Source organism: Streptomyces sp. NPDC044002 (assembly GCF_056434525.1).
In genome coordinates this window covers 1-26409 of sequence record NZ_JBWKEZ010000019.1, presented here as the reverse complement: position 1 = coordinate 26409, position 26409 = coordinate 1, and the positions used below count along the sequence as shown (strand labels likewise).

Genomic DNA, 26409 nt, shown 5'->3' with positions numbered 1-26409 from the left:
CCAACGATAGGTCGTGTGCCTCAGCCCTTCTCCAGGTACTGCTCCCGCTCGGCGTCCAGCAGGGCGTCCAGCGCGGTGCGCAGGCCGGGCAGGTGCTCCAGCTCGGGGTCGGCGGCGACGGCGCGGGTGGCCTCCTCCCGGGCCTGGGCGATGACCTCCTCGTCCTCGATGACGGCGAGCATGCGCAGCGAGGAGCGGACGCCGGACTGGGCCTGGCCGAGGACGTCGCCCTCGCGGCGCTGTTCCAGGTCGATCCGGGAGAGTTCGAAGCCGTCGAGGGTGGCGGCGACGGCGGCGAGCCGGGCGCGGGCGGGGCTGGCCTCGTGCATCTCGCTGACCAGCAGGCACAGGCCGGGGGCGGAGCCGCGGCCGACGCGGCCGCGCAGCTGGTGGAGCTGGGAGACGCCGAAGCGGTCCGCGTCCATGATCACCATGACGGTGGAGTTGGGGACGTTCACGCCGACCTCGATGACGGTGGTGGCGACCAGCACCTTGACCTCGCCGGCGGCGAAGCGGCGCATCACGTCGTCCTTGTCGGCGGGGTCCATCCGCCCGTGCAGGACCTCGACGGACAGTCCGGCGAGGGGGCCGCGGGTGAGCTGTTCGGCGATCTCCAGCACGGCCAGCGGGGGCCGCTTCTCGGCCTCGTCCTCGGCGGAGGCCTTCTTCTTGCCCTTCGGGTCGTCCTCACCGTCGCCGATCCGTGGACAGACCACATACGCCTGGTGGCCGTTCTCCACCTCCTCGCGGACCCGCTCCCAGGCCCGGGCGAGGAAGTGCGGCTTGTCCTTGGCGGGCACGACGTGGGTGGCGATCGGGGAGCGGCCGGCGGGCAGCTGGTCGAGGACGGAGGTCTCCAGGTCGCCGAAGACGGTCATGGCGACGGTGCGCGGGATCGGGGTGGCGGTCATGACCAGCAGGTGCGGGGGCTGCTTCCCCTTGGAGCGCAGGGCGTCGCGCTGTTCGACGCCGAAGCGGTGCTGTTCGTCGACGACGACCAGGCCGAGGTCGTGGAACTGCACCTTGTCCTCGATCAGTGCGTGGGTGCCGATGACGAGGCCGGCCTCGCCGGTGACCAGGTCGAGCAGGGCCTGGCGGCGGGCGGCGGTGCCCATGGAGCCGGTGAGCAGGACCACCTTGGTGCCCTGGTCGGAGCCGCCGAGCATGCCGCCCTCGGCGAGTTCGCCCATCATCTCGGTGATCGACCGGTGGTGCTGCTGGGCGAGCACCTCGGTGGGCGCGAGCATGGCGGCCTGTCCGCCGGAGTCGACGACGGCGAGCATGGCGCGCAGGGCCACCATGGTGTTGTGCGTCACGGTGAAGTGGTCGGTGACGTACGCCCGGCTCGGGTGCTTGACGCTGATGCACTGGACGGGCTTGCGACCCACGTACTCGACGTCCCTGATGCCGCGCCGGAAGTTGTCGTGCTTGGTCCGGGGCGCCATCCGCCCTGCCTTCCGCGACAACCGGAAGGGCACGAAATCCTTCGGCAGGGTGAGCTCCACTTCGAAGGCGTTCGTCTTCGGCCGGATCCGGGCTCGGCCGCCCAGGGACCGGGCGAGCCACGCCACGTCTCCGGCGAGTCGCTCGGATGCCGAGCAGAACGAGATCCCCAGGCCGCTCTTCCCGATCGTGCCGTCGGTGTCCATGAGCCCTTGCAGGATGGCCAGGCGCTCCTTGACCGTCGCGTTTCGGTAGGCGTCCGGAACGAATTTGTCGTGCGAGGTCAGTCCCCACAGGCCCATGGCACGCAGCGCCTGGATCACAGGGTTCCGTCGGGTGCCGCCCTTCGGCCGGCGCATGGCGACGGTGAAGTCGCACGAAGATCCCGGAACCGCGGCCAATTCACATTCGGGTGCCAAGGCCGCGCCCACCGCCGCCAGAATCTCGTCATCTGTCGTGGACAGTCTCAGATCGTGGCGGAACGACCCGTCTCCGATGAGCACTCCGAGCAGATAGGGGTCGAGCGGCCGGTCTCCACCCGCATCCAGATCCGCGGCCACGGCCGCCGGGAGGTACCACTTCGAGGAACCGTTGGCCTTGTACAGGTCATGGCGGATCTCCCTGGTCGTGAGGACCTTGGGTTGTTCGTCCCGGGCCCAGGCACAGCTCGTTGCCACGATCCACAGGTGCTCGTCGTCGCACTCGACCCGGCTTCCGTCGGAGAGGACCAAGCGCCATACGTCGCGAACACCTTGCGGGTAGACGCCGTCAATCACGGCGACCTCGCCGTTCGGTGCGATGACCTCGTCACCCGCCGCCATCTCTCCCATGGCGCGGAAGCCGGTCGGCGTCAGCACCTGGGCATCGAGCGGCTGCGCCTTGCCCGAACCGACCTCGCCCTGGAGGAGGCGGTGCATGGGGTGGCTGGTGGCGAGGTCGTCGAAGATCTCCTTCGAGACCTTCTGCTGGCCGTCGGTGAGGGTGAAGGGCAGCTTGGCGTCGAAGGCGTCGAGGAGGCCGCCGGGGGCGGCGCGGCGGGCGACGGCCGGCAGCTGGGAGTCGGCGTGTCGGCGGCGGGCCAGGGCGACCTGGAGGACGAAGGCCTCGTCCCACTTCAGGCGCTGGCGGGCGTCCTCGATGTCGGCCTTGGTGGCGGGGCGGTGGATCTTGAGGAGGGCCTCGGTGAGCGGGACGAGTCCGCGGCCCTCGCGCAGGGCGGGCGGGAGCGGGTCCACGGCCTCCTGGGCGCGGGGCAGTACCGCGTCCACGCACTTGGCGATCTTCCAGGACTCCAGCTTGGCGCAGGCCGGGTAGATCGGGATCAGCTGGTTGGCGAAGGCGGTGGCGGCGTCCCGGTCGGAGGCGTCGGCGCCGAGCGGTTCGTACGCCGGGTGCGCGAGCTGGAGCTTGTGGTTGAAGCGGGAGACCTTGCCGGCGAACATGGCGCGGCTGCCGGGCAGCAGCTCCTTGTGCGGCTTGTGGACGCCGGCGCCGAAGAAGACCAGCTGGAGGCGGCCGCTGCCGTCGGTGATGGTGACTTCGAGGCGCTTCCCGCCGCCCCGGCCGCCGTGGTAGGTCAGCAGGCGGGCGTCGGCGACCTGGGCGACGACGGTGACGTGCTCGTCGATCTGGTCCGCGAGGTCCGCCAGCGAGGTCAGCTCGCCGCGCTCGGCGTACCGCCGGGGGTAGTGGTGGAGCAGGTCCAGGGCCGTGTGCAGGCCGAGCTGTTCGGCCAGCACCTTGGCGGTGGCGGGGCCGAGCGTCTTCTTGAGGTCTTCGTCGAGCGCGGGCACGTGGTCCATCTTCCCCCCTGCCAGTGACAGCCGGGCTTGCGACGGCGCCGCTCGGCCGGGCCGGGCCGGGCCGTGCCGCCTACTCCACCCCGATGAGCAGCGGCGCCGACCAGCGGCCGCCGTGGTAGGTGACGGTGTCGACGGCCAGGTGCGCGTGCTGGACGTACGCCTCCAGGCGTGCGGCCAGGGTGTCCGGGACCTCGGGGCCCAGGACGAGGGTGACCAGTTCGCCGCCGGAGCCGAGCATGCGCTTCAGGACGGCCTCGGCGGTCTCGGGCAGGCCCGCGCCGATGACGGCGACGTCCCCGTCGATCAGCCCGAGGACGTCCCCGGCCTGGCAGATCCCGGCGGAGGTGAAGGACTGCCGTTCGGCGACGGCCAGTTCCCCGTAGCGGGTGGCTCCGGCGGCCGCGGTCATGGCGACGACGTCCTCGTCGAAGCTGCCGTCCGGGTCGTGGACGGCGAGGGCGGCCAGGTTCTGGACGGCGGAGCGGGTGGGGATCACGGCGACCCGGACCCCTTCGGCGCGGGCCTGTTCGGCGGCGGCCGCGGCGGCGGCGCGCAGCTCGGGGCCGCCGGGCAGCAGGACGACCTCGCGGGCGTGGGCCCGGCAGACGGCGTCGAGGAGTTCGGCGGGGGCGGGCTGCTCCCCGGGGCGGGCCAGCACGGTGGTGGCGCCGGCCTCCCCGCACAGGGCGGCCAGGCCCTCGCCCTGGACGACGGCGACGACGGCCCGCTGTGCGCGGGGGGCGGCCGCGCGGCGGCGCTGGTCGCCGAAGTGGGTGATGCGGATGCGGTGCGGCCGGCCGGCTTCGACGCCGGCCTCGACGGCCGCGCCGGGGTCGTCGACGTGCACGTGGACGTTCCACAGCCCGTCGCCGCCGACCACCACCAGGGAGTCGCCGAGCAGGTCGAGGCCGGAGCGGAGCCCGGCGACGGCCTCGTCGGAGGCCTCCAGCAGGTAGACCACCTCGTACGCGGGCCCGCCCTGCTCCTGCCCGCAGGGCTCCGGGTCCAGCGCCACGGGTACGGGCACGGCGGGGCGGCGCACCGGTTCGGCGGCGGGTTCCTGGCCGGACAGCGCCTGCCACAGGGCTCCGAGTACGGCGACCAGGCCGCAGCCCCCGGCGTCGACCACACCGGCCTTCCCGAGCGCGGCCAGCTGGTCCGGGGTCTCGGCGAGGGCGGCGCGGGCCCCGTCGTAGGCGGCGCGGGCGACCTCGGCGGCGGTGGCGGCCGCGGTCCCGGCGGCGGCACCGGCCCGGGCGGCGGCTCCGGCGACGGTGAGCATGGTGCCCTCGACCGGGTGCGCGACGGCCAGGTAGGCCTCCTCGGCGGCGCGGGTCAGGGCCTGTGCGAGCAGCGGGCCCGGGGCGCGTCCGGCGGGCCCGGCCGGGTCGGCGGGGTCGGCGGGGTCGGCACCGAGGACGTCGGCCACCCCGCGCAGCAGCTGGGCCAGGATGGTCCCGGAGTTGCCCCGGGCGCCTATGAGCGCGCCGTGCGCGTAGGCCCGTACGGCTGCGGCGAGGGAGGCGGGGGCGGCTGTGGGGTCCGTCACGCCCGCGAGGGACTCGTCGAGGGCGCGGTCGGCGGCCTCGGCGGTGAGGTAGAGGTTGGTTCCGGTGTCGGCGTCCGCGACCGGGTAGACGTTGATCGCGTCGATGTCCTCGCGGACCCGGCCCAGTGCGGCCAGGGCCAGCGAGCTCCAGGTGCGCACCGCTTCGGCGTCGAGGGTGTGCGGGCCAGGCTCGTGCGCCACCGGGCGTTCCTCCTTGTGCGGGCCAGGGTTCACCGCAGGGTAACGAAGGGAGCCCTCCGCTCGGGGGCCCCGGGGCGGAGCAGGGCCCCGCCATGGTAGTTTTCTCGGACCCAAGCAGTCGTTGTATGCTGCTCAGGTTGCCCGTCGAGAGTCGGGTCATTCGTCCGGCAAGCCACTTCAGATCTCTGATTCCGGTGCGCCGGATTCCACCGTAATTGCATCTGAAGTCTTGGAGTGACCTGTGGCTGCCAACTGCGACGTTTGCGCCAAGGGGCCGAGCTTCGGCAACAACATCTCCCACTCGCACCGCCGCACCTCGCGTCGCTGGAACCCGAACATCCAGCGCGTCCGTGCCGTGGTCAATGGGACGCCGAAGCGCCTCAACGCCTGCACCTCGTGCATCAAGGCCGGCAAGGTCTCGCGCTGACGCCTCCCGTCGTCGTAGCGCAGCCCTTTCCGGTTGCCAAGAAGGCCGGTTCACCTCTGGTGAACCGGCCTTTTGCCTTGTCCGGGAGCAGCTGAGGACCACCTCGCGACGTCGCGGGGTGGTCCTCAGCCGTTCAGCGGAAGCGCCAGGCGTGGTCCACCGGGCCGATGCCGCCGCCGAGGGCGAAGCCGGCGGCGATGGCGCCGGTGACGTACTCCTTGGCGGCGGTGACGGCCTCCGGCACGTCCAGGCCCTTGGCCAGGCCCGCGGCGATCGCGCTGGCGAGCGTGCAGCCGGTGCCGTGGGTGTGCCGGTTGTCGTGCCGGGGCGCCCGCAGCCACAGCTCGCGGGAGCCGTCGCTCAGCAGGTCCACGGCCCGGTCGCCGTGGGCCGCGAGGTGGCCGCCCTTGATCAGCGCCCAGCGGGGCCCGTAGCCGAGGACCGCGTCGGCGGCCCGCCGCATGTCGTCCTCGGTCTCGACGGCCAGCCCGGTGAGCTGGGCCACCTCGTCCAGGTTGGGGGTGGCGACCGTGGCCCTGGGCAGCAGCTCCCGGCGTACGGCGTCCAGCGCCGAGGCGGCGAGCAGCGCGTCCCCGTGCTTGGAGACCCCGACGGGATCCACCACGGCCGGGGCGGGGGTGCCGGCCAGCAGTTCGGCCACCGTCTCGACGAGTACGGCGGAGGAGAGCATCCCGGTCTTGACGGCGTGCACGCCGATGTCGTCGACCACGGCCCGGTACTGGGCCGTGACGGCCTCGGCGGGCAGCTCCCAGGCCCCCTGCACGCCGAGGGAGTTCTGGGCGGTCACCGCGGTGACCACGCTCATGCCGTGCACGCCGAGGGCGAGCATGGTCTTGAGGTCGGCCTGGATGCCCGCGCCGCCGCCGGAGTCGGATCCGGCGACGGTCAGGCACAGCGGCGGGGCGGCCCCGGCGACGCTCACGCGGTCTCCCCGTCGGCCGGGTCGGCTCCGAAGTGGTCCCAGCCGCCGGTGCTGGTCCACGGGGCGCCGTCCACGGTCACCTGGGGCAGGGCGGAGCGGTGCTGGACCGACCCGATGACCTTCCAGCGGGCCGGGAGCTTCACGTCGGGCGGGAAGGTGGCCACGATGGCGTGGTCCTCTCCCCCGGTGAGCACCCACTGGAGCGGGTCGACGCCGACGGCCTGGCCGATGTCGTGCATCTGGGTCGGGATGTCCACGGCGCCCGAGCGCAGGTCGATGCGGACCTTGCTGGCCTCGGCGATGTGCCCGAGGTCGGCGATCAGGCCGTCGCTGACGTCGGTCATGGCGGTGGCGCCGAGCCCGGCGGCCGCGGGGCCCGCGTGGTAGGGCGGCTCGGGGCGCCGGTGGGCCTCGACGAAGGCCCGGGGGGAGCGGAAGCCGCGCGAGAGCACCGCGAAGCCGGCCGCGGACCAGCCGAGCCAGCCGGTGACGGCGACGACGTCGCCGGGCTGGGCGCCGGAGCGCAGCACGGGCTCGTGGTTGCGCAGGTCCCCGAGGGCGGTGATGGAGACGGTGATGGTGTCGCCGCGCACGACGTCGCCGCCGACCACGGCGGCGCCCGCGACCTGGCATTCGTCGCGGATGCCGTCCATCAGTTCGGTGGGCCAGGTGACCGGCAGCTCGGCCGGGACGACGAGGCCGAGCAGCAGCGCGGTGGGCACGGCGCCCATGGCTGCGATGTCGGCCAGGTTCTGTGCGGCGGCCTTGCGGCCGACGTCGTAGGCGGTGGACCAGTCGCGGCGGAAGTGCCTGCCTTCGAGCAGGATGTCCGTGCTGGCCACGACCCGCCGGTCGGGGGCCGACACCACCGCGGCGTCGTCCCCGGGTCCGAGCCGGACCGCCGGGGTGGTGGTGAGCCGTGAGGTGAGCTCCCGAATGAGCCCGAACTCCCCCAGCTCGCCCACAGTGCCCTTCATCGCTGTGCCCCTTCTTGGCAAGTCCGCTTGCGGTCGCGAGCCGTCACAGCTCTGGGTACCGTCAACAGATACGTCAACTTCTGCTCTGCGTACGCCCCGCTGTGCGTGGCGCCGGGCCCCCGGGTCTCCCCGTGGCACGCGGCGACGCGGTACCGTGGCGTCCCTTCTTCCCCGGGCCCGCCCGATCTCCCCGGGCCCATCCGAAGGTTAGGGGAAATGATCCTCGTGGCCGCCCTGGAGGTTCCGTGGTACAGGCGTACATCCTCATCCAGACCGAGGTGGGCAAGGCGTCGGTCGTCGCCGAGTCCATCTCCAAGATCGCGGGGGTGATCCAGGCCGAGGACGTGACGGGGCCGTACGACGTGATCGTGCGCGCCCAGGCCGACACCGTCGACGATCTCGGCCGCATGGTGGTCGCCAAGGTCCAGCAGGTGGAGGGGATCACCCGCACCCTGACCTGCCCGGTGGTCCATCTGTAGCCCCCGTCTAGTCTTGGCCGGTGATGTCTTCGCACCACCGGCCCCTCCGTCTACTGGCCCTGCCCGCCCTGGTGGCGGTCGTGGCCCTGGCGGGTTGTGCCCCCGGGGCCTCCGAGGCCCGGGTGACTCCCCCGCCGGCTCCGCCCGCCGGTGTCGCGCAGCTCTGTGCGGCGCTGCACAGGGAGCTCCCGGAGACGGTGTCGGGGCTGGCCCGGTCCGTCACCGAACCGGAGACGGACCTGACCGCCGCGTGGGGCGGCTCGGCGATCGTACTGCGGTGCGGTATCCCCAAGCCCCCCAAGATGGCCGATCCCAAGGCGGACGGCGTCGAGGTCGACGGCGTCGGCTGGCTGGTGGAACAGCCCCCGGAGGGCGGCCTGCGGTTCACCACCACGGGCCGGCTGGCCTACACGGAGGTGTGGATCGACAAGGAGCATGCCACGGACGCGAGCATGCTCGTCGGTCTGTCCGCCGCCGTGGCCGCATCGGTCCCGGCCGGGATCTCCTCGTACTGATCCGTCCGCCCCGCGCACACCGCCGCCCGCTGGATCGTTCCAGCGGGCGGTCGGCTGTTCGGGGCGCCGGGTGCGCGGCCAGGGGGTGTCCGGCGGATCATGGCCGGGCCCTGATCCGCCGGACACCCCCTAGCGCAGTCCGGTGGAGCGGCGCAGGGCGGCCTGGATCAGCCGGTCCACGAGCTCCGGGTACTCGATGCCCGACTCCTGCCACATCCGCGGGTACATCGAGATCGGCGTGAAACCGGGCATGGTGTTGATCTCGTTGATGACGAAGGTGCCGTCTTCGGTGAGGAAGAAGTCGGCGCGCACCAGGCCCTCGCAGGAGGCGGCCTCGAAGGCGTCGATCGCGAGCCTCTGCACCTCGGCGGTCTGCTCCGGGGTGAGCGGGGCGGGGACGAGACCGGTGGCGGAGTCGATGTACTTCGCCTCGAAGTCGTAGAAGTCGTGGCTGGAGACCGGCGGGATCTCGGCGGGGGCGCTGGCGCGCGGCCCGTCCTCGAACTCCAGGACGCCGCACTCGATCTCGCGGCCGCGCAGCAGCGCCTCCACGATGACCTTCGGGTCGTGGCGGCGGGCCTCGCGGATGGCCGCGTCGAGCCCGGAGGCGTCGTCGACCTTGGTGATGCCGATGGAGGAGCCGGCGCGGGCGGGCTTCACGAACAGCGGCCAGCCGTGCTCGCCGGCGAAGTCCAGGACCTTCGCCGTGGCGGCGGCCTGGTCGGCTTCCCACTCGCGGGGGCGGATGGTCACGTACGGGCCGACGTTCAGCCCGTAGGAGGCGAACACCCGCTTCATGTAGTCCTTGTCCTGGCCGACGGCCGAGGAGAGGACGCCACAGCCGACGTAGGGGATCCCGGAGAGCTCCAGGAGGCCCTGGAGGGTGCCGTCCTCGCCGTAGGGGCCGTGCAGCACGGGGAAGACGACGTCGACCTCGCCCAGCGCCTTCGGGACGGCACCGGGCTCGGTGTAGACGACCTCGCGGCTGGCGGGGTCGACGGGGAGCACGACGGTGCCGTCCGGGGACTCCGCCAGCGCCTCGACGCTGGGGAGCTGCCGGTCCGCGATGGCCATGCGCTCGGGGGCGTCGGCCGTCAGGGCCCACCGGCCGTCCGTGGTGATGCCGATGGGCAGCACTTCGTACTTGGACCGGTCGATGGAGCGCAGCACGGCGCCCGCGGTGACGACCGAGATGGCGTGTTCCGAGCTGCGGCCGCCGAAGACGACGGCCACGCGGGGCTTGCGGCCCTGCTGCTCAGGGGTCTGGGGGAGGTTCTCGCTGCTCATATCGCCACGAGAGTACCCGCTCAAGCGTCCGGAAAGGTGTCAGTGACGTTCCGGTTTGGCGCTGCGGCCCATCAGTTCCTTCAGCGCGACCAGCGGGGGCTTGCCGTGGTGCACGATCTCGACGACGGTGTCGGTGATCGGCATGTCCACTCCGTACCGTCGTGCCAGATCCGCCACGGACTGGCAGGACTTGACCCCTTCCGCGGTCTGGCTGGTGACCGCGATGGTCTCCTCCAGGGTCATCCCGCGGCCCAGGTTGGTGCCGAAGGTGTGGTTGCGGGAGAGCGGCGAGGAGCAGGTCGCGACGAGGTCGCCGAGGCCGGCGAGGCCGGAGAAGGTGAGCGGGTCGGCGCCCATCGCCAGGCCCAGGCGGGTCGCTTCGGCGAGTCCGCGCGTGATGAGCGAGCCCTTGGTGTTGTCGCCCAGGCCCATGCCGTCCGCGATGCCGACGGCCAGGCCGATGACGTTCTTGACGGCGCCGCCGAGTTCGCAGCCGATGACGTCGGTGCTGGTGTAGGGGCGGAAGTACGGGGTGTGGCAGGCGGCCTGGAGGCGCTGGGCCACGGCCTCGTCCACGCAGGCGACGACGGAGGCGGCGGGCTGCCGGGCGACGATCTCGCGGGCCAGGTTGGGGCCGGTGACGACGGCGACGCGCTCGGCGGGGACCTTGGCGACCTCCTCGATGACCTCGCTCATCCGCTTGGCGGTGCCGAGTTCGATGCCCTTCATCAGGGAGACGAGGACGGTGTCGGGCGCCAGCAGCGGGGCCCACTCGGCGAGGTTGGCGCGCAGGGTCTGGGAGGGGATGGCCAGGACCGCGAAGTCGGCGCCGCGGGCGGCGTCGGCCGCGTCGGTGGTGGCGCGGATGTTCGCGGGGAGTTCGACGCCCGGGAAGTAGTCCGGGTTGGTCCGGCCGGTGTTGATGGCGTCGGCCAGCTCCTGGCGGCGGCCCCACAGGGTCACCTCACAGCCGGCGTCGGCGAGGACGACGGCGAAGGCCGTGCCCCAGGAGCCGGTTCCGAAGACGGCCGCCTTCACGGGACGTGTCACTTCTTGCCCTCCCCCGCGGCCTTGCGCCGCTGCTCCGCCCTGGCCTTGCGGTGGTCGTACGGTTCGGCGGGCGCCTGCTGGCCCCGCAGCTCCTCCAGGAGCTTGGTGATGTCGGCCATGATGGCCTCGGTGGCGCCCTTGAGGACGTCGGGCGTGGGCTCGCGGTCGTAGAAGGCCGAGAGGTCCACGGGCGGTCCGGCGAGCACCTGGAGGGTCTTGCGCGGGAACAGCCGGACCTTGTTCTCCTTGGCGTACGGCGGCATCGCGAGATTGGCGCCCCACTGGGCCACGGGAATGACGGGGGCCTTGGTGATCAGCGCCACGCGGGCGACGCCGGTCTTGCCGGCCATCGGCCACATCTCCGGGTCGCGGGTGAGGGTGCCTTCCGGGTAAAAGGCGACGCATTCACCGCGCTCGACCGCGTCCACGGCGGCCCGGAATGCGTCCAGGGCGTTGGTGGTCTCGCGGTAGACGGGGATCTGTCCGGATCCGCGCAGGATCATGCCGACGAATGGCACCTTGAAGAGGCCCGCCTTGGCGAGCAAACGCGGCACCCGGCCGGTGTTGTACTGGAAGTGCGCGTAGGAGAGCGGGTCCAGATACGAGTTGTGATTGACGGCGGTGATAAATCCGCCGTCGGCCGGAATGTGATCCATTCCCCGCCAGTCCCGCTTGAAGAGCACTACCAGCGGCGGTTTTGCGATGACCGCCGCCAGGCGGTACCAGAAGCCGATTCTGCGGCGGGACACTCGGACACCTTCCTCTAGGACCGGTGCGTGGCTTGGGCACCTTGTGGGCCGGACAAGTGTCACTGCGGGTCCGGCCTCTGTCGAGGACACCGTACGCCCCGCTCGCACCGCGAGGCCCCCCTGCGGCCGCTCGGGGGCGACAATGGGCCGAGTGATGACCGGGCCATGACCTGCCGATGGGTCGGGCGGGTGCCGCAGCGCACCGGAGGGAAGGGGGCCGCCACGAACGCCGCATGGAGCCTGGTGGTCCCGCTGAAGCCGTTGGCCCTGGCCAAGAGCCGGCTGGCTGCGGCCGTCGGCGGGTCCAGGCCCGGGCTGGCGCTGGCCTTCGCCCAGGACACCGTCGCGGGGGCGCTGGCCTGCGCTTCGGTCACGGATGTGGTGGTCGTCACGGACGACGCCGTGGCGGGCGCGGAGCTGGCGCGGCTGGGGGCGCGGATCCTGCCGGATGCCCCGGGCGGGGGGCTCAACGCCGCGCTGGACCACGGGGCGCGGGCGGTGCGGGCGGGGCGGCCCGGGGCCGCGGTGGCGGCGATGAACGCCGACCTGCCGGCCCTGCGGGCGGCGGAATTGCTACGTGTGCTCGATATTGCGGGGCATTTTCCCCGGGCATTTCTGGCGGATGCGGCCGGAATCGGCACGACCCTGCTTTCCGCGGCTCCCGACGTGGAATTGGCACCTTCGTTCGGCGGGCCCTCCCGGGCCCGGCATTCCGCCTCGGGGGCGGTGGAAATAGCGCTCCCGGACGTGGAGAGCGTGCGCCGCGACGTGGACACCGGGGCGGACCTGCGCACGGCCCTGGCCCTCGGGGTGGGGCGGCACACGGCCCGATACAGTTCCCGTATGCAGGCGACCGCGTACACGTACGACTCCCAGACCCGCAGCGGCAGTGTGCTGCTGGACGACGGCACCCCGGTGCCCTTCGAGACCGCGGCCTTCGACGCGGGCGGCCTGCGGCTGCTGCGGCCCGGGCAGCGGGTCCGCATCGAGACCGACGGCGAGGGCCCGGCCCTGCGCATCACGCTGGTGACCCTGCAGACCTTCTGACCCCCTACCGGGCCTGCCGACAGGCCCGTGACCTGCGAAGGAACGCACCGCGGGCCGGCCTCCCCCAGGGGGAAGCCGGCCCGGCGTGTGTAACCCGTGCCCTTACTTCTTGCGGGCGGTGGTCTTCTTCGCGGTGGCCTTGCGCGTCGCCGTCTTCTTGGCGGGCGCCTTCGTCGCGGTGGCCTTCTTGGCCGCCGGGGCGGTCTTCTTCGCGGTGGCGGTGGTCTTCTTGGCCGCCGTCGCCGTCTTCTTGGCCGGGGCCGCCTTCTTGGCGGTGGCCGTGGCCTTCTTCGCGACCGTGGTCTTCGCCGCGGTCTTCTTGACGGTCGTCGCGGCCTTCTTCGCGACGACCTTCTTCGCCACGGTCTTCTTCGCGGCCGTGGTCTTCGCGGCGGCCTTCTTCGCCGTGGTGGCCTTCTTCGCGGCGGCCTTCTTGACCGTGGCGGACGCGCCACCGGTCAGGCTGCCCTTCGGGGCCTTCTTCACGGCGACCTCGTCGCCCTTGGGGAGCTTCTTGGTGCCGCTGACCAGGTCCTTGAAGCCCTGACCCGCGCGGAAGCGGGGGACGGAGGTCTTCTTGACCCGGACGCGCTCACCCGTCTGCGGGTTGCGGGCGTAGCGGGCCGGACGGTCGACCTTCTCGAACGAGCCGAAGCCCGTGACCGAGACCCGGTCGCCCGCGACGACCGCGCGGACCATGGCGTCCAGTACCGCGTCGACGGCGTCCGCGGCCTGCTGGCGGCCGCCCAGCTTGTCGGCAATCGCTTCTACGAGCTGCGCCTTGTTCACGTCTTCCCCTTCGGAGACATCGCCAGAACGAATGTGTTCAAGCTTATTTCGCACGTTAGGCGGATATATACCGCAAATCAAACACGAAACGGGCTAATCACCCTAGTGCCGCAACGATGTAGGCCGTTACGGAGTTCCTTCGCATCAGTCGCCTTCAGGGAATCGACCCTCGTCGAGGTCCTTCATCAACCTGTCCAGGCGCCTTGCCGCGTCGGCGAGATCGTGCTTCGACGCGGCAGTGACGACCAACAGCTTCCGGGACAGCGTCATCCTTACGCCCTCCGGGACTTGCAGTGCGCGCACCCTTGCGTGTGCTTCTTTCAACCGGTCCGCGACGAGCTCGTAGAGCTCGAGTTGACTGTCGCGTTCCATGCACAGATTGTGCCATCTGGGGCGAGTTGTCGCCTCACGGGGCCTCAACATACGGCTGTGCCCCCCGCCGGAAGGCGGGGGGCACAGTGTTGCCGATGTGATCACCCAAGGGTGAATAAGCGCTGATCAGGCAGGAATCAGTGCTGAATGGTGCGCGGCTTGAAGGCCGGGCGGGCGCTTTCGTACGCGTCGATGTCGGCTTCGTTCTGAAGGGTGAGGGAGATGTCGTCCAGGCCCTCCAGCAGACGCCAGCGGGCGTTGTCGTCGAGCTCGAACTCCGCCTCGATCCCCTCGGCTCGGACCTTGCGGTCGACCAGGTCGACGGTGACCTCGGCGGTGGGGTCGGCCTCGGTCAGCTCCCACAGCCGGTCAACGGTCTCCTGCGGCAGGACGACGGTCAGCAGACCGTTCTTCAGCGAGTTGCCGCGGAAGATGTCGGCGAAGCGGGAGGAGATGACCGTCTTGAAGCCGAAGTTCTGCAGGGCCCAGACGGCGTGTTCGCGCGAGGAGCCGGTGCCGAAGTCGGGACCGGCGACCAGGACGGTCGCACCGGCCCGCTCGGGGCGGTTGGTGACGAACTCCGGGTCCTTGCGCCAGGCCTCGAAGAGCCCGTCCTCGAACCCGTCGCGGGTGATCTTCTTCAGCCAGTGGGCCGGGATGATCTGGTCGGTGTCGACGTTGCTGCGGCGCAGCGGAACGGCCCGGCCGGTGTGGGTGGTGAAGGCTTCCATGGTTCAGACTCCGGCGGTCGCGTCGGCGGCGGACAGGTCGGCGGGCGAGGCCAGATGGCCCAGTACCGCGGTGGCGGCGGCCACCTGCGGGGAGACCAGGTGGGTGCGCCCGCCCTTGCCCTGCCGGCCCTCGAAGTTGCGGTTGGAGGTGGACGCGGAACGCTCACCGGGGGCCAGTTGGTCGGGGTTCATGCCCAGGCACATCGAACAGCCCGCGTGCCGCCATTCGGCGCCGGCCTCCTTGAAGACCTTGTCCAGGCCCTCCTCCACGGCCTGCAGGGCGACCCGGACCGAGCCCGGAACGACCAGCATCCGTACGCCGTCGGCGACTTTGCGGCCCTCGATGATGCCGGCGACGGCGCGCAGGTCCTCGATGCGGCCGTTGGTGCAGGAACCTACGAAGACGGTGTCGACCTTGATCTCGCGCAGCGGCTGTCCGGCCGTCAACCCCATGTACTCCAGGGCCTTTTCGGCGGCCAGGCGCTCCGAAGCGTCCTCGTACGAAGCCGGGTCGGGGACGCTGGCCGACAGCGGCGCGCCCTGGCCCGGGTTGGTGCCCCAGGTGACGAACGGGGACAGGGAGGCGCCGTCGATGACGACCTCGGCGTCGAAGACGGCGTCGTCGTCGGTGCGCAGCGTCTTCCAGTAGGCGACCGCCGCGTCCCAGTCCTCGCCCGTCGGGGCGTGGTCGCGGCCCTCCAGGTAGTCGAAGGTGGTCTGGTCGGGGGCGATCATGCCCGCGCGGGCGCCGGCCTCGATCGACATGTTGCAGATGGTCATGCGGGCTTCCATCGAGAGCTTCTCGACGGCCTCGCCGCGGTACTCCAGGACGTAGCCCTGGCCGCCGCCGGTGCCGATCTTGGCGATGATCGCCAGGATCAGGTCCTTGGCGGTGACGCCCTCGGCCAGCTCGCCGGTGACGGTGATGGCCATCGTCTTCGGGCGGGCCAGCGGCAGCGTCTGGGTGGCCAGCACGTGCTCGACCTGGCTGGTGCCGATGCCGAAGGCCAGCGCGCCGAAGGCTCCGTGCGTAGACGTGTGCGAGTCGCCGCAGACCACGGTCGTGCCCGGCTGGGTCAGGCCCAGCTGGGGGCCCACGACGTGGACGACACCCTGCTCTACGTCACCCAGCGAGTGCAGGCGGACACCGAACTCGGCGCAGTTCTTGCGCAGGGTCTCCAGCTGGGCCCGGGAGACCGGGTCGGCGATCGGCTTGTCGATGTCGAGGGTGGGGGTGTTGTGGTCCTCGGTCGCGATGGTGAGGTCCAGACGGCGGACCTTGCGGCCGGCCTGGCGCAGGCCGTCGAAGGCCTGCGGGCTGGTCACCTCGTGCAGCAGGTGGAGATCAATGAAGAGGAGATCGGGCTCGCCCTCGGCACGCCGGACGACGTGGTCGTCCCAGACCTTCTCCGCGAGTGTCCTACCCATCGCTTTCCCTCCGGCCGGCCGGTCGGGCCGGCGCTTATGTAGAGATCTGGTGCGCCTGATCGCCCGCTACCCCACCCGCGGAACGACGGCTCGGACCCAGTGGTTCGTGGACCCGCACATACAGACTCGCTCGTTCTTGGAAAATTTGAACTTGCGTTTCACAGTGTGAGACGTGAATATCGTTTCATGGACAACTCTAGCGGCGTCGGCGTTCTCGACAAGGCAGCTCTGGTACTGAGCGCACTGGAGTCCGGTCCGGCCACCCTCGCCGGGCTGGTCGCGGCGACAGGGCTCGCACGACCCACGGCACACCGTCTGGCCGTGGCACTGGAACACCACCGGATGGTGGCGAGGGACATGCAGGGCCGGTTCATCCTCGGTCCGCGGCTGGCAGAGCTTGCCGCCGCGGCCGGCGAGGACCGCCTGCTGGCGACGGCCGGACCGGTGCTCACGCACCTCCGTGACGTGACGGGCGAGAGCGCGCAGCTCTACCGCCGTCAGGGAGACATGCGCATCTGCGTGGCGGCAGCCGAGCGGCTGTCGGGCCTGCGGGACACCGTCCCGGTGGGCTCCACGCTCCCCATGAAGGCGGGATCGGCCGCGCAGATCCTGATGGCCTGGGAGGAGCCCGAGCGGCTCCACCGCGGCCTGCAGGGCGCGCGCTTCACGGCCACGGCCCTGTCCGGCGTGCGCCGCCGCGGCTGGGCCCAGTCGATCGGCGAGCGGGAGCCCGGCGTGGCGTCCGTCTCGGCGCCCGTACGGGGCCCCTCGAACCGCGTGGTGGCCTCCGTGTCGGTCTCCGGGCCGATCGAGCGCCTGACCCGCCACCCGGGGCGCATGCACGCCCAGGCCGTCATCGACGCGGCCGCCCGCCTGACGGAGGCCCTGCGCCGCTCCGGCTGATTCCCGCCCTGCTCCACCAACCCCCCCGGGTCCGGGGGCGCGTACGACGCCGCACACGTCCGAACTCGCGCCTCCGGGCCCGTACTTGTATCCCGGGACGGCCGGCCCGGCCTGGCCCCGGACATACGGAAGAGGCCCTCCGCGATGATCGCGGAGGGCCTCTCCTCTTGTACCCCCGACCGGATTCGAACCGGCGCTACCGCCTTGAGAGGGCGGCGTGCTAGGCCGCTACACAACGGGGGCTAGCTTTACTGCGGTACTGCGCTGGGCTACCAGGACTCGAACCTAGAATAAGGGAACCAGAAACCCTCGTGTTGCCAATTACACTATAGCCCAATGGTCTAGACCTGCCAGACCTTGGTACCCCCGACCGGATTCGAACCGGCGCTACCGCCTTGAGAGGGCGGCGTGCTAGGCCGCTACACAACGGGGGCCCTAGCGATCCTGCATCAAGATCTCCGGGAGCGACCCTGGAGATCCCGCGGGAAGGATCTGTACCCCCGACCGGATTCGAACCGGCGCTACCGCCTTGAGAGGGCGGCGTGCTAGGCCGCTACACAACGGGGGCAAAGCACTGCGTTACTGCTGCACTGCGCTGGGCTACCAGGACTCGAACCTAGAATAAGGGAACCAGAAACCCTCGTGTTGCCAATTACACTATAGCCCACCGAACTTCAAGCCCCTGGGGGCCTTTCGTTTGGTTGGCGCCTGTGGTTTCCGGCCCTTTCGGCCCGTTTCCCCGGCGCAGAAAGAACATTACCGGATGCCTGACCGTGCTCCAAAACGGGTATCGGCAGCCAGCACCTCGGGCAGCCGATCGAGCCCCTCGATCCTGTGTACGCCCGCGGGACCGGGCCCCCTGCCGCCCTGCCGGTCGAGCCAGACGGCCGTTAGTCCGGCGTCCCGCGCGCCGCGCGCGTCGATCTCCGGCTGGTCCCCCACGTACGCGACCTGGGCCGGAGGCAGCGCCAGCGCCTCGCAGGCGGCCAGGAAGGCGGCGGCGTCGGGCTTGCTCACCCCCAGCTCGGCGGCGCAGACCAGCACCTCGAAGCGGTCGCGCAGGCCGAGGTGGCGCAGCTTGGGGTCCTGGTTGGCGGCGGAGGAGTTGGAGAGCACCCCGTGCCGGTGGGTGCCGGCGAGGGCGTCCAGGGCGGGCAGGACGTCCGGGAAGACCGCCCAGGCGGCCTTGTAGTGCTCCACGTAGCGGTCGAACCAGGCATCGGCCTGTGGCGCCGTCATGGCGGGCTTGCCGAGGAAGTCCCGCACCCTGTCCTGCCGCTGGCCCTGGAAGGTGACCTCGCCCGCGGCGAAGCGGGCCCAGTTGAGCTCCGTGATCCTGCGCCAGAGGGCCAGGGCCTCGTGCGGGGAGCCGTAGCGCTCGCCGAGCCCCTCGTCACGCAGGTGGGCGGCCAGGCCGGCCGCATCGGCCCCCGTGTAGTCGAACAGGGTGTCGTCGATGTCCCACAGCACTGCGCGGATCGGCATACGGGCGAGCCTACGCCGCCGGCACCTCCCGCGCGGGGTCCTCTGCGAAGTCCGCGTGAGGCGCGTCACGGTGCGGCCGGGGGCGGCGTCCGGGGGGCGGCCGGGAACGCCGTAGGGGCGGCAGCCGGGTCGGCTGCCGCCCCTACGGGGTGGTGCGGGTCAGGCGGAGAGCTTTGCCAGGGTCGCGTCGATGCGCGCGAGCGAGCGCTCCTTGCCCAGGATCTCCAGGGACTCGAAGAGCGGCAGGCCGACGGTACGGCCGGTGACGGCCACGCGGACCGGGGCCTGGGCCTTGCCGAGCTTGAGGCCGTGAGCCTCGCCGGCGGCCAGGACCGCGTTCTTCAGGGACTCGGGGTCGTTCCAGTCGGCCGCGTCGAGCTTCTCGCGGGCCGTGGTCAGCAGGGCCGCGGGCTCGCCCTTCATGGCCTTGTCCCAGGACGCCTGGTCCTCGACGGGCTCCTTCAGGAAGAGGAAGTCCACGTTCGCGGTGATGTCCGAGAGGACGGTCACCCGGGTCTGGGCGTGCGGCGCGATCCGGGCCCAGGCCTGGGCGTCGAAGTCCTCGGGCGCCCAGTTGGCGTGCGGGGCGCGCAGCCACGGCTCGCAGGCGTCCGCGAAGGCCTTGGGGTCCATCCGGCGGATGTGGTCGGCGTTGATCGCCTCGGCCTTCTTGAGGTCGAAGCGCGCCGGGTTGGCGTTGACGCCGTCGATGTCGAACTTCGCCACCATCTCCTCGATCGAGAAGATGTCCTGGTCCTTGGAGAAGGACCAGCCGAGGAGCGAGAGGTAGTTCAGCAGGCCCTCGGGCAGGAAGCCGCGCTGGCGGTAGAGGTTGAGCGAGGACTCGGGGTCGCGCTTGGAGAGCTTCTTGTTGCCCTCGCCCATCACGTACGGCAGGTGGCCGAACTGCGGGGTCGCCTTGGCGATGCCCAGCTCGGTCAGCGCCTTGTAGAGCGCGATCTGGCGGGGGGTGGAGGACAGCAAGTCCTCGCCGCGCAGGACGTGCGTGATCTCCATCAGCGCGTCGTCGACCGGGTTGACGAGCGTGTACAGCGGGGCGCCGTTCGCGCGGACGATGCCGAAGTCGGGCACGTTCTCCGGGGTGAAGGAGAGCTCGCCGCGGACCAGGTCCGTGAAGGTGATGGTCTCGTCGGGCATCCGGAAGCGGACGATCGAGGTGCGGCCCTCGGCCTCGTACGCGCTCTTCTGCCCGTCGGTGAGGTCGCGGCACTGGCCGTCGTAGCCGGAGGGCTTGCCGGCCGCGCGGGCGGCGTCGCGGCGCGCGTCGAGCTCCTCGGTGGTGCAGTAGCAGTGGTAGGCGTAGCCGCCGTCCTGGAGCTTGCGCGCGACGTCCTGGTAGATGTCCATGCGCTGGGACTGGCGGTACGGGGCGTGCGGGCCGCCGATCTCGGGGCCCTCGTCCCAGGTGAAGCCGAGCCACTTCAGCGAGTCGAGGAGCTGCTCGTACGACTCCTCGGAGTCGCGCGCCGCGTCGGTGTCCTCGATGCGGAAGACGAACGTACCGCCGTGGTGGCGGGCGAACGCCCAGTTGAAGAGGGCGGTGCGGACCAGGCCCACGTGGGGGTTGCCGGTCGGGGAGGGACAGAAACGTACGCGGACGTTCGCGTTAGCCACGCTTGATCACCTTGTTGGTGAGAGTGCCGATGCCTTCGATGGTGACGGCGACCTCGTCGCCGACGTTGAGGGGGCCGACTCCGGCCGGGGTCCCCGTGAGGATGACGTCGCCCGGGAGCAGCGTCATGGCCTCGCTGATGTGCACGACCAGGTCCTCGATGGAGCGGACCATGTCGCTGGTGCGGCCGAGCTGGCGCTGTTCGCCGTTGACGGTGCACTGGATGGTCAGGTCGGCCGGGTCCAGGTCGGTCTCGATCCAGGGGCCGAGGGGGCAGGCGCTGTCGAAGCCCTTGGCCCGGGCCCACTGCTTCTCGCGCTGCTGGACGTCGCGGGCGGTGACGTCGTTGGCGCAGGTGTAGCCGAGGATGACGTCCTTCACGCGCTCCTTCGGGACCTCGCGGCACATGCGGCCGATGACCACGGCGAGCTCCGCCTCGTGGTGCACGTCCTGGGAGAAGGAGGGGTAGACGATCGGGTCGCCCGGGCCGACCACGGAGGTGGAGGGCTTGAAGAAGGTGATCGGGGCGTCCGGGACCTCATTGCCCAGCTCCGCCGCGTGCTCCGCGTAGTTGCGGCCGATGGCCACGACCTTGTTCGGGAGCACGGGCGGCAGCAGCCGGACCTTGCTCAGCGGGACCTTCGTGCCGGAGAGCTCGAAGTCCGCGAACGGGATGCCCTTGATGATGTCGAGGACGAGCTCACCTTCGGCGCCGGGGGCAGTGCTGCCCTCGACCGCGCCGAACGCGACATTGCCGTCGATCGAGAACCTGGCGATGCGCACGTGTTGCGTCTGCCCCTCTGTATTTCCGCTGGCTGGAGTCTGCGGACTCCAGGCTAACGCGGTGGGCGGCGGCGCTTCGCGCTCCTTTACGGAGCCACTACTGCGGAGGGACTACTGTGCCGCGGCGGCCGGCGCGTTCATGAGGACGGTGCGGCGGGGGTTCGCGGTCTGCGTCGGCAGGTCGACGGAGTGCTCCGGGGTGGCCGGCGCCGCCTGCAGGTCCTCGGCGTCCTTCAGGTGCGCGAGGGTGGTGCGGCGGGGGTTGGCTATGTTGCGGAACAGCATCGTCGTCTTCATCGGAGTTTCGGGCCCTCGGGTCGCTTCGTGGGATGGGGGTCGTCGTATGCGCCGCGTGTGGCGCCAACCCTTTAACAGGCAAGGCTAAACATCCGAATCCCCGTCTGAACCGGTAAGTAATGGCCACAGTCGTGTGAGTTTGCTCACCAGCGACCGGGCAATACGGGCATAACAGGCGGTCAATTGGGCCCATGGAAACGGACATTGCGCCACTGAATGCGTCATTCCGCTCCTGATCATCTCGACTGGGACACCTTGCCGGACCGGAGCTTTGGTTGACGTAAGTCCGTTTCCTCCCGATAGTGCCTCCACGGCGCGTAGCCCTTCCGCCACGAGCCGTGACCGCCCCGCCGGGGCGACACGCGCACCTTGTTGGAGATCCCCCACTGTGCTGGAATTCGCGGGACCGCCGCGGGTATCAGCCGGCGCGCAGGTGGCGCAAGAGAGCGCCGCGCGCGGTGGCACATGGAGAGGGAGACGCGCCGGTCACCGACGACCACACCACGGGGCCGTCAGTGCCCCACGACTCGACACCGTTCCGCCGTTCACCCGGCGGGGCGCCTGGTCCAGAGGTTGCGACGCTAGTGCAGGGACGATTCAAGAGGGATGGCAGCGCTGCGGCGGAGCAGGAGCCGCGCGGCGGGATCGACCGTGGCTCCTCACCCCAGCACGCCCAGAACCGCGGGCCGGCTGCCGAAGGAGCCGGTCCCGACACCTCCTCGGTGAAGGCGAAGGGCCGCGGCAGGTCCGGCAAGGCCGGGAAGCCCGGCAAGGCCGTCAAGCCGGGCAGGGCCAAGGGCAAGGCCGAGTCTCCCGCGACCGACGAGGCGATACCGAAGGCCCCGCCCGGGCCCGGTTCCCGTCTGGCCATGCAGAACTGGCGCATCAGCACGCGACTCGTGTCGCTGCTGACCCTGCCCGTCGTCGCCGCCACCTCGCTCGGTGGCTTCCGTATCAACGACTCGCTCGAGGACATCCAGCAGCTGGAGCACATGCAGCTGCTGACGGTCATGACCCGCCAGGCGACCAGCCTCGCCGCCATGCTCCAGGAGGAGCGGGACAAGTCGGCCGGTCCGATGTCGCTCACCAAGGACGGCAAGGCCAACAGCCTCGTCGAGGGTGTCCGCGACCAGACCGACGCCGCCGCCAAGGCCTTCGCCGCCGCGACCGACAAGGTCGACAACGCGGAGGACAAGGACGAGACCCTCAAGTCGATCCGCAACAACATCCTCCAGATCGGCCGCCAGCTCACCGGCATCGAGGACATCCGCAAGAAGGCGTACCAGAACGGCGCCCAGCAGACCGTCACCGAGTACAACGCGCTGATCGTCTCGCTGCTCTCGCTCTCGCAGGACATGGCGCAGGCCACCTCGAACCCCGAGATGATCAAGCGCACCCGCGCCCTGGCGGCGTTCTCCTCCGCCAAGGAGTACGCGTCCATCCAGCGCGCGATCATCGCCGCCTCGCTCCCCGAGAGCAGCGACAAGCAGGGCAAGCTGGAGGAGAACGACCGCCTCTACGCCCTCTCCGCGCTCCGCGGTGAGAGCCAGGCGAAGAAGACCTTCGAGCTCGTCTACCAGGGCAAGCCCGAGGAGCTCCTCAGCTCCCTCGGCGACGGCAACTCCGAGATCGGCAGCGCCGACCACTACGCCCGCCGCGTGCTGAGCACCCAGGGACAGTTCGTCAAGGAGAAGAACCGCTCCTGGATGGACTGGTACGACGCCGACGACACCAAGCTCCGCGCGATGCAGCAGATCGAGCTCACGCTGCTGGAGGACATGGAGCAGAAGGCCCGCGAGCTCAAGAGCGAGTCGCAGCAGGACGCCATCATCAACGGTGCCCTGATCCTCCTCGTCCTCGGTGTCTCGCTCATCGGCGCCTTCGTCATGGCCCGGTCCATGATCCGCTCGCTGCGCCGCCTGCAGGACACCGCGACGCGTGTCGCCCAGGACCGCCTGCCCGAGCTCGTCAAGCAGCTCTCCGAGTCGGACCCGCAGGACGTGGACACCTCCGTGGAGTCCGTCGGCCTGCACACCCGCGACGAGATCGGCCAGGTGGCCGCGGCCTTCGACGACGTGCACCGCGAGGCCGTCCGCCTCGCCGCCGAGCAGGCCCTCCTCCGGGGCAACGTCAACGCGATGTTCACCAACCTCTCGCGCCGCTCCCAGGGCCTCATCCAGCGTCAGCTGTCGCTCATCTCCGAACTGGAGTCGCGCGAGGCCGACCCGGACCAGCTCTCCTCGCTCTTCAAGCTCGACCACCTCGCGACCCGCATGCGCCGTAACGGCGAAAACCTCCTCGTCCTCGCGGGCGAGGAGCCGGGCCGCCGGTGGACCCGCCCCGTCCCGCTCGTCGACGTGCTCCGTGCCGCCGCGTCCGAGGTGGAGCAGTACGAGCGCATCGAACTGGCGGCGGTGCCCGGCACCGATGTCGCCGGCCGCGTCGTCAACGACCTCGTGCACCTCCTCGCCGAGCTGCTGGAGAACGCCACCTCGTTCTCCTCCCCGCAGACCAAGGTCAAGGTCACCGGTCACGCGCTGCCCGACGGCCGCGTGCTCGTCGAGATCCACGACACCGGCATCGGCCTCTCCCCCGAGGACCTCGCCGCGATCAACGAGCGGCTCGCCTCTCCGCCCACCGTGGACGTCTCGGTGTCCCGTCGAATGGGTCTGTTCGTGGTCGGCCGCCTGTCCCTGCGACACGGCATCCGCATCCAGCTGCGCCCCTCCGACTCGGGCGGTACGACGGCCCTCGTCATGCTTCCGGTGGACGTCGCCCAGGGCGGCAAGAAGCCGGGTCCGATGCCGGGCCAGGGCGGCCAGGGCGGTCCCGGCGGCGCGCCGGGCGGTCCCGGCGGTCCGGGTGCCCCCGGCGGCCAGCAGGCGTCCATGCCCGGTGCGGGCGCGCGTCCCCCCGTGGGCGCCGGCCAGCAGCGCGGCCAGGTCGCCGGCGGCCAGCGCGCGGCCCTGCCGGGCCGTGACGGCGGCCCCGGCCAGCAGCAGCGCCCGCAGGGACAGGGCCCCCGTCCGCAGGGCGGTCCCTCCGCCCCGACGGGCCAGTCGCAGGGCCAGGGTGCCTTCGGCGGCGGTGCTCCGCTGCCGGCCCGCGGCCAGTCCGGCGGCCCGCAGGCGCGGCCGGCCGGCGGTCCGGGCGGTCCCGGCGGCTTCCCGCAGCAGGGCGGTGCCCAGGGCGGGTTCGCGCAGCAGGGCAACGGCTTCGAGCGGCCGCAGCCGCCGCAGGGTCCGGGTCAGGGCCCGGGTCAGGGCCAGCAGCCCCAGCAGGGCCGGCCCCAGCAGCAGCCCGGTGCCCCCGTCAAGCGCAGGCGGCCGCAGCTGCCGGCACGCGACGGCGGCGCCCCCCGTCCGGAGCTCCCGGGCGCCGGCGGTCCCGCGGCTCCGGCTCCGGCTCCGGCTCCGCAGGGCACCAGCTGGGGCGCCGCGGCCCAGGGCGGCCACGAGGTCCCGCGCGGCCACGACGAGCTGTCGGGCCCCGGCTCCACGGCCGAGTTCGCCCGCCCCGACTTCAGCGCCCCGTACCCGCAGGGCGGCAGCACGCCCCTCGGCGGCGGCACCGGCCAGTTCGAGCGGCCGCAGCCGGCGGCCCCGATGGACCCGGCCTCCACCGGCCAGTTCGCCCGCCCGGGCGGCCCCGGTGTCGGCGGCTACGCCGAGCAGCAGCAGGCTCAGCAGCCCGGCGGTTACGCTCAGGCTCCGGCCCCGCGCGCCGAGGCCCCGCGCCTCCCGCAGGCGTACCAGCCGGAGGCCCTGCCGCCGGCTCCGGCGCAGCCGCTGGACTCGCACTGGACCCACCAGGGCGGGCAGCAGCCCGTCGGGCAGGGACCGGCCGTACCCCAGCAGCCGCACCAGCCCCAGCACGCCCCGGTCCCCCCGGCTCCGCAGCAGCACCAGCCGCTGCCGCAGCGCGGCCAGGAGCTCCCGGCCGAGCCCGCCGCGGCGGTCACCGGCAGCACGCCGACGGTCAGCTGGAAGGCGTCCCCGAACGACGAGCTGATGCGGCAGGCCGAGCGCGTGCGCCAGCCCGCCGCCGGCGGAATCACCACCTCGGGTCTGCCTCGCCGGGTGCCTCGTGCGAACCTCGTGGCGGGTACCGCGCAGCAGCAGTCGGAGACCCAGGCCGGCCCGCAGGTGTCGCGCGCCCCGGACGACGTCCGCGGCCGTCTCACCAACCTCCGTCGCGGTATCCAGCAGGGCCGCCAGGCCGGCACCACCGGCCCCGCGACCGGCAGTTACCACATCGACCCCACTTACCAGCAGGAGCGATAGTTGAGTTCGATGAGCCAGGCGGCACAGAACCTGAACTGGTTGATCACCAACTTCGTGGACAACACCCCCGGGGTGTCCCACACCGTGGTGGTCTCCGCCGACGGACTCCTTCTGGCGATGTCCGAAGGATTCCCCCGTGACCGCGCCGACCAGCTGGCGGCCGTGGCCTCCGGCCTGACCTCGCTGACCGCCGGGGCTTCCCGGATCTTCGAGGGCGGCGCCGTCAACCAGACCGTCGTGGAGATGGACCGCGGGTTCCTCTTCCTGATGTCCGTCTCCGACGGATCCTCGCTGGCCGTGCTCGCGCACCCCGAGTGCGACATCGGCCTCGTCGGCTACGAGATGGCCCTCCTCGTTGACCGCGCCGGCAACGTCCTCACCCCGGACCTGCGCGCGGAGCTCCAGGGAAGCCTGCTCATCTGACACCCCCCTCCCCGGCCGGACGGTACTTCCGGCCGGGGAACCGGGTCCGCACACCCGGAATCCAGTACCCCCGACAGGCCGTCATGTCCCCCCACCGGCCGCCCTGTCAGACGGCACGCTGACCACTGCTGTCCAGCCCGGAGGATCAATGACCCCGCCCCCCGCCTACCCCGACGCGTACGGAGATGCGTACTCGGAAGGCGATCAGCCGCTCGTCCGCCCGTACGCGATGACCGGCGGCCGGACCCGTCCGCGCTACCAGCTCGCCATCGAGGCGCTGGTCAGCACGACGGCCGACCCGATGCACCTGTCCGGCCTGCTGCCGGAGCACCAGCGCATCTGCACCCTGTGCCGCGAGGTGAAGTCGGTCGCGGAGGTCTCCGCGCTGCTTTCGATGCCTCTCGGCGTCGCCCGCATCCTCGTCGCCGACCTGGCGGAAGCCGGCATGGTGGCCATCCACCAGCCGGGCAATGGAGAGGCCGGCGGAACGCCGGATGTAACGCTGCTCGAGAGGGTTCTCAGTGGACTTCGCAAGCTCTGACGGTGGGGCGGCTCCTCGCTCCACCACCTCCGCGAAGATCGTGGTGGCGGGCGGCTTCGGCGTGGGCAAGACCACGTTCGTCGGCGCCGTCTCCGAGATCAACCCGCTGAGAACCGAGGCCGTCATGACGTCCGCGAGCGCGGGCATCGACGACCTCACGCACACCGGCGACAAGAAGACCACCACGGTCGCCATGGACTTCGGCCGCATCACCCTGGACCAGGACCTGATCCTGTACCTCTTCGGTACCCCCGGACAGGACCGCTTCTGGT

Annotated in this window: 23 protein-coding genes, 5 tRNA genes and 1 pseudogene; 9 read left to right on the top strand and 20 right to left on the bottom strand. The window is 71.5% G+C overall.

The features are described 5' to 3' along the window. Positions 1-20: 20 nt before the first annotated feature. Entirely contained in the window at positions 21-3245 is a 3225-nt protein-coding gene (locus AC07A6_RS16705; RefSeq protein WP_478777578.1) for a helicase-related protein, read from the bottom strand. A gap of 70 nt (positions 3246-3315) precedes the next feature. Further along, positions 3316-4995 carry a DAK2 domain-containing protein gene (locus tag AC07A6_RS16700; protein WP_478777577.1) on the bottom strand — a complete coding sequence of 560 codons (1680 nt, stop codon included), beginning with the start codon at positions 4993-4995 and terminating at the stop codon, positions 3316-3318. A 241-nt stretch (positions 4996-5236) separates the two neighbouring features. Between AC07A6_RS16700 and rpmB the strand changes: the two genes are divergently transcribed. Further along, the gene (gene rpmB / locus AC07A6_RS16695) at positions 5237-5422 is read left to right on the top strand and encodes a 50S ribosomal protein L28 (RefSeq protein ID WP_007266795.1); all 186 of its coding nucleotides are present in this window, start codon (positions 5237-5239) and stop codon (positions 5420-5422) included. A 133-nt stretch (positions 5423-5555) separates the two neighbouring features. Here the strand turns inward: rpmB and thiD are convergent, their stop codons facing one another. Continuing rightward, complete coding sequence (gene thiD, locus AC07A6_RS16690; protein WP_362457552.1) at positions 5556-6365, bottom strand: bifunctional hydroxymethylpyrimidine kinase/phosphomethylpyrimidine kinase; 810 nt, start codon at positions 6363-6365, stop codon at positions 5556-5558. Next, positions 6362-7342 carry a thiamine-phosphate kinase gene (locus tag AC07A6_RS16685; RefSeq protein ID WP_042801879.1) on the bottom strand — a complete coding sequence of 327 codons (981 nt, stop codon included), beginning with the start codon at positions 7340-7342 and terminating at the stop codon, positions 6362-6364. The genes thiD and AC07A6_RS16685 overlap by 4 nt, the downstream gene beginning before the upstream one ends. Before the next feature lie 245 nt (positions 7343-7587). On the opposite strand from AC07A6_RS16685, the gene AC07A6_RS16680 reads away from it, so the two are divergent. Both AC07A6_RS16680 and AC07A6_RS16675 read left to right on the top strand, forming a co-directional pair. Beyond that, entirely contained in the window at positions 7588-7821 is a 234-nt protein-coding gene (locus tag AC07A6_RS16680; RefSeq protein ID WP_007266792.1) for an Lrp/AsnC ligand binding domain-containing protein, read from the top strand. A gap of 23 nt (positions 7822-7844) precedes the next feature. After that, positions 7845-8336, top strand: a complete 492-nt coding sequence (locus AC07A6_RS16675; RefSeq protein WP_362457548.1) for a DUF3515 family protein — start codon at positions 7845-7847, stop codon at positions 8334-8336. Between the two features lie 129 nt (positions 8337-8465). Here AC07A6_RS16675 and AC07A6_RS16670 read toward each other — a convergent pair whose 3' ends face one another. From AC07A6_RS16670 to AC07A6_RS16660, 3 genes are read right to left on the bottom strand one after another with little or no spacing between them, the layout of a single operon-like run. Next, a complete protein-coding gene (locus tag AC07A6_RS16670) occupies positions 8466-9623 on the bottom strand; it encodes a D-alanine--D-alanine ligase family protein (protein WP_362457545.1) in 1158 nt (385 codons plus the stop codon). Between the two features lie 39 nt (positions 9624-9662). After that, positions 9663-10673: an NAD(P)H-dependent glycerol-3-phosphate dehydrogenase gene (locus AC07A6_RS16665; protein WP_362457542.1), complete on the bottom strand. Its 1011-nt coding sequence runs from the start codon at positions 10671-10673 to the stop codon at positions 9663-9665. Then, a complete protein-coding gene (locus tag AC07A6_RS16660) occupies positions 10670-11422 on the bottom strand; it encodes a lysophospholipid acyltransferase family protein (protein WP_007266788.1) in 753 nt (250 codons plus the stop codon). The genes AC07A6_RS16665 and AC07A6_RS16660 overlap by 4 nt, the downstream gene beginning before the upstream one ends. 165 nt (positions 11423-11587) lie before the next feature. On the opposite strand from AC07A6_RS16660, the pseudogene cofC reads away from it, so the two are divergent. Then, positions 11588-12260, top strand: a pseudogene (gene cofC, locus AC07A6_RS16655) (2-phospho-L-lactate guanylyltransferase); the annotation flags it as partial. 311 nt (positions 12261-12571) lie between these two features. Here the strand turns inward: cofC and AC07A6_RS16650 are convergent. The 4 genes from AC07A6_RS16650 to leuC form a co-directional block, all read right to left on the bottom strand. Beyond that, a complete protein-coding gene (locus tag AC07A6_RS16650) occupies positions 12572-13258 on the bottom strand; it encodes an HU family DNA-binding protein (protein WP_362457538.1) in 687 nt (228 codons plus the stop codon). A 144-nt stretch (positions 13259-13402) separates the two neighbouring features. Beyond that, positions 13403-13630: an SCO5555 family protein gene (locus tag AC07A6_RS16645; RefSeq protein ID WP_478777576.1), complete on the bottom strand. Its 228-nt coding sequence runs from the start codon at positions 13628-13630 to the stop codon at positions 13403-13405. 137 nt (positions 13631-13767) lie between these two features. Further along, entirely contained in the window at positions 13768-14361 is a 594-nt protein-coding gene (gene leuD, locus AC07A6_RS16640) for a 3-isopropylmalate dehydratase small subunit (protein ID WP_362457534.1), read from the bottom strand. Positions 14362-14364: 3 nt separating this feature from the next. Continuing rightward, positions 14365-15789 carry a 3-isopropylmalate dehydratase large subunit gene (leuC, locus tag AC07A6_RS16635; RefSeq protein ID WP_362457531.1) on the bottom strand — a complete coding sequence of 475 codons (1425 nt, stop codon included), beginning with the start codon at positions 15787-15789 and terminating at the stop codon, positions 14365-14367. Positions 15790-15975: 186 nt separating this feature from the next. On the opposite strand from leuC, the gene ndgR reads away from it, so the two are divergent. Next, positions 15976-16692: an IclR family transcriptional regulator NdgR gene (ndgR, locus tag AC07A6_RS16630; RefSeq protein WP_007266782.1), complete on the top strand. Its 717-nt coding sequence runs from the start codon at positions 15976-15978 to the stop codon at positions 16690-16692. 170 nt (positions 16693-16862) lie between these two features. Here ndgR and AC07A6_RS16625 read toward each other — a convergent pair. The 9 genes from AC07A6_RS16625 to AC07A6_RS16585 form a co-directional block, all read right to left on the bottom strand. Further along, positions 16863-16935: transfer RNA gene (locus AC07A6_RS16625), tRNA-Glu, on the bottom strand. A gap of 21 nt (positions 16936-16956) precedes the next feature. Further along, a tRNA-Gln gene (locus AC07A6_RS16620) sits at positions 16957-17028 on the bottom strand. Between the two features lie 22 nt (positions 17029-17050). After that, positions 17051-17126: transfer RNA gene (locus AC07A6_RS16615), tRNA-Glu, on the bottom strand. 61 nt (positions 17127-17187) lie between these two features. Continuing rightward, a tRNA-Glu gene (locus AC07A6_RS16610) sits at positions 17188-17260 on the bottom strand. Between the two features lie 27 nt (positions 17261-17287). After that, a tRNA-Gln gene (locus tag AC07A6_RS16605) sits at positions 17288-17359 on the bottom strand. An 89-nt stretch (positions 17360-17448) separates the two neighbouring features. Continuing rightward, positions 17449-18177 (bottom strand): HAD family hydrolase, encoded by a 729-nt coding sequence (locus tag AC07A6_RS16600; RefSeq protein WP_362457528.1) that lies wholly within the window; start codon positions 18175-18177, stop codon positions 17449-17451. Positions 18178-18336: 159 nt separating this feature from the next. After that, positions 18337-19812, bottom strand: coding sequence for a glutamate--tRNA ligase (gene gltX, locus AC07A6_RS16595; protein ID WP_478777575.1), 1476 nt, complete (start codon positions 19810-19812; stop codon positions 18337-18339). Next, positions 19805-20593, bottom strand: coding sequence for a fumarylacetoacetate hydrolase family protein (locus AC07A6_RS16590; protein ID WP_362457522.1), 789 nt, complete (start codon positions 20591-20593; stop codon positions 19805-19807). Before AC07A6_RS16590 ends, gltX begins: the two co-directional genes overlap by 8 nt. Positions 20594-20704: 111 nt before the next feature. After that, the gene (locus AC07A6_RS16585) at positions 20705-20890 is read right to left on the bottom strand and encodes a hypothetical protein (RefSeq protein WP_362457519.1); all 186 of its coding nucleotides are present in this window, start codon (positions 20888-20890) and stop codon (positions 20705-20707) included. Positions 20891-21474: 584 nt separating this feature from the next. Here AC07A6_RS16585 and AC07A6_RS16580 point away from each other — a divergent pair. From AC07A6_RS16580 to AC07A6_RS16565, 4 genes are all read left to right on the top strand, one after another. Next, on the top strand, positions 21475-25173 hold the full coding sequence (locus tag AC07A6_RS16580; protein ID WP_478777574.1) for a sensor histidine kinase: 3699 nt from the start codon (positions 21475-21477) through the stop codon (positions 25171-25173). Positions 25174-25182: 9 nt separating this feature from the next. After that, positions 25183-25596: a roadblock/LC7 domain-containing protein gene (locus AC07A6_RS16575; protein ID WP_007266776.1), complete on the top strand. Its 414-nt coding sequence runs from the start codon at positions 25183-25185 to the stop codon at positions 25594-25596. Between the two features lie 148 nt (positions 25597-25744). Further along, positions 25745-26137, top strand: a complete 393-nt coding sequence (locus AC07A6_RS16570; protein WP_266573763.1) for a DUF742 domain-containing protein — start codon at positions 25745-25747, stop codon at positions 26135-26137. Continuing rightward, on the top strand, positions 26118-26409 hold a 292-nt coding region (locus AC07A6_RS16565; RefSeq protein WP_478777573.1), incomplete at its 3' end, for a GTP-binding protein. The genes AC07A6_RS16570 and AC07A6_RS16565, both read left to right, overlap by 20 nt.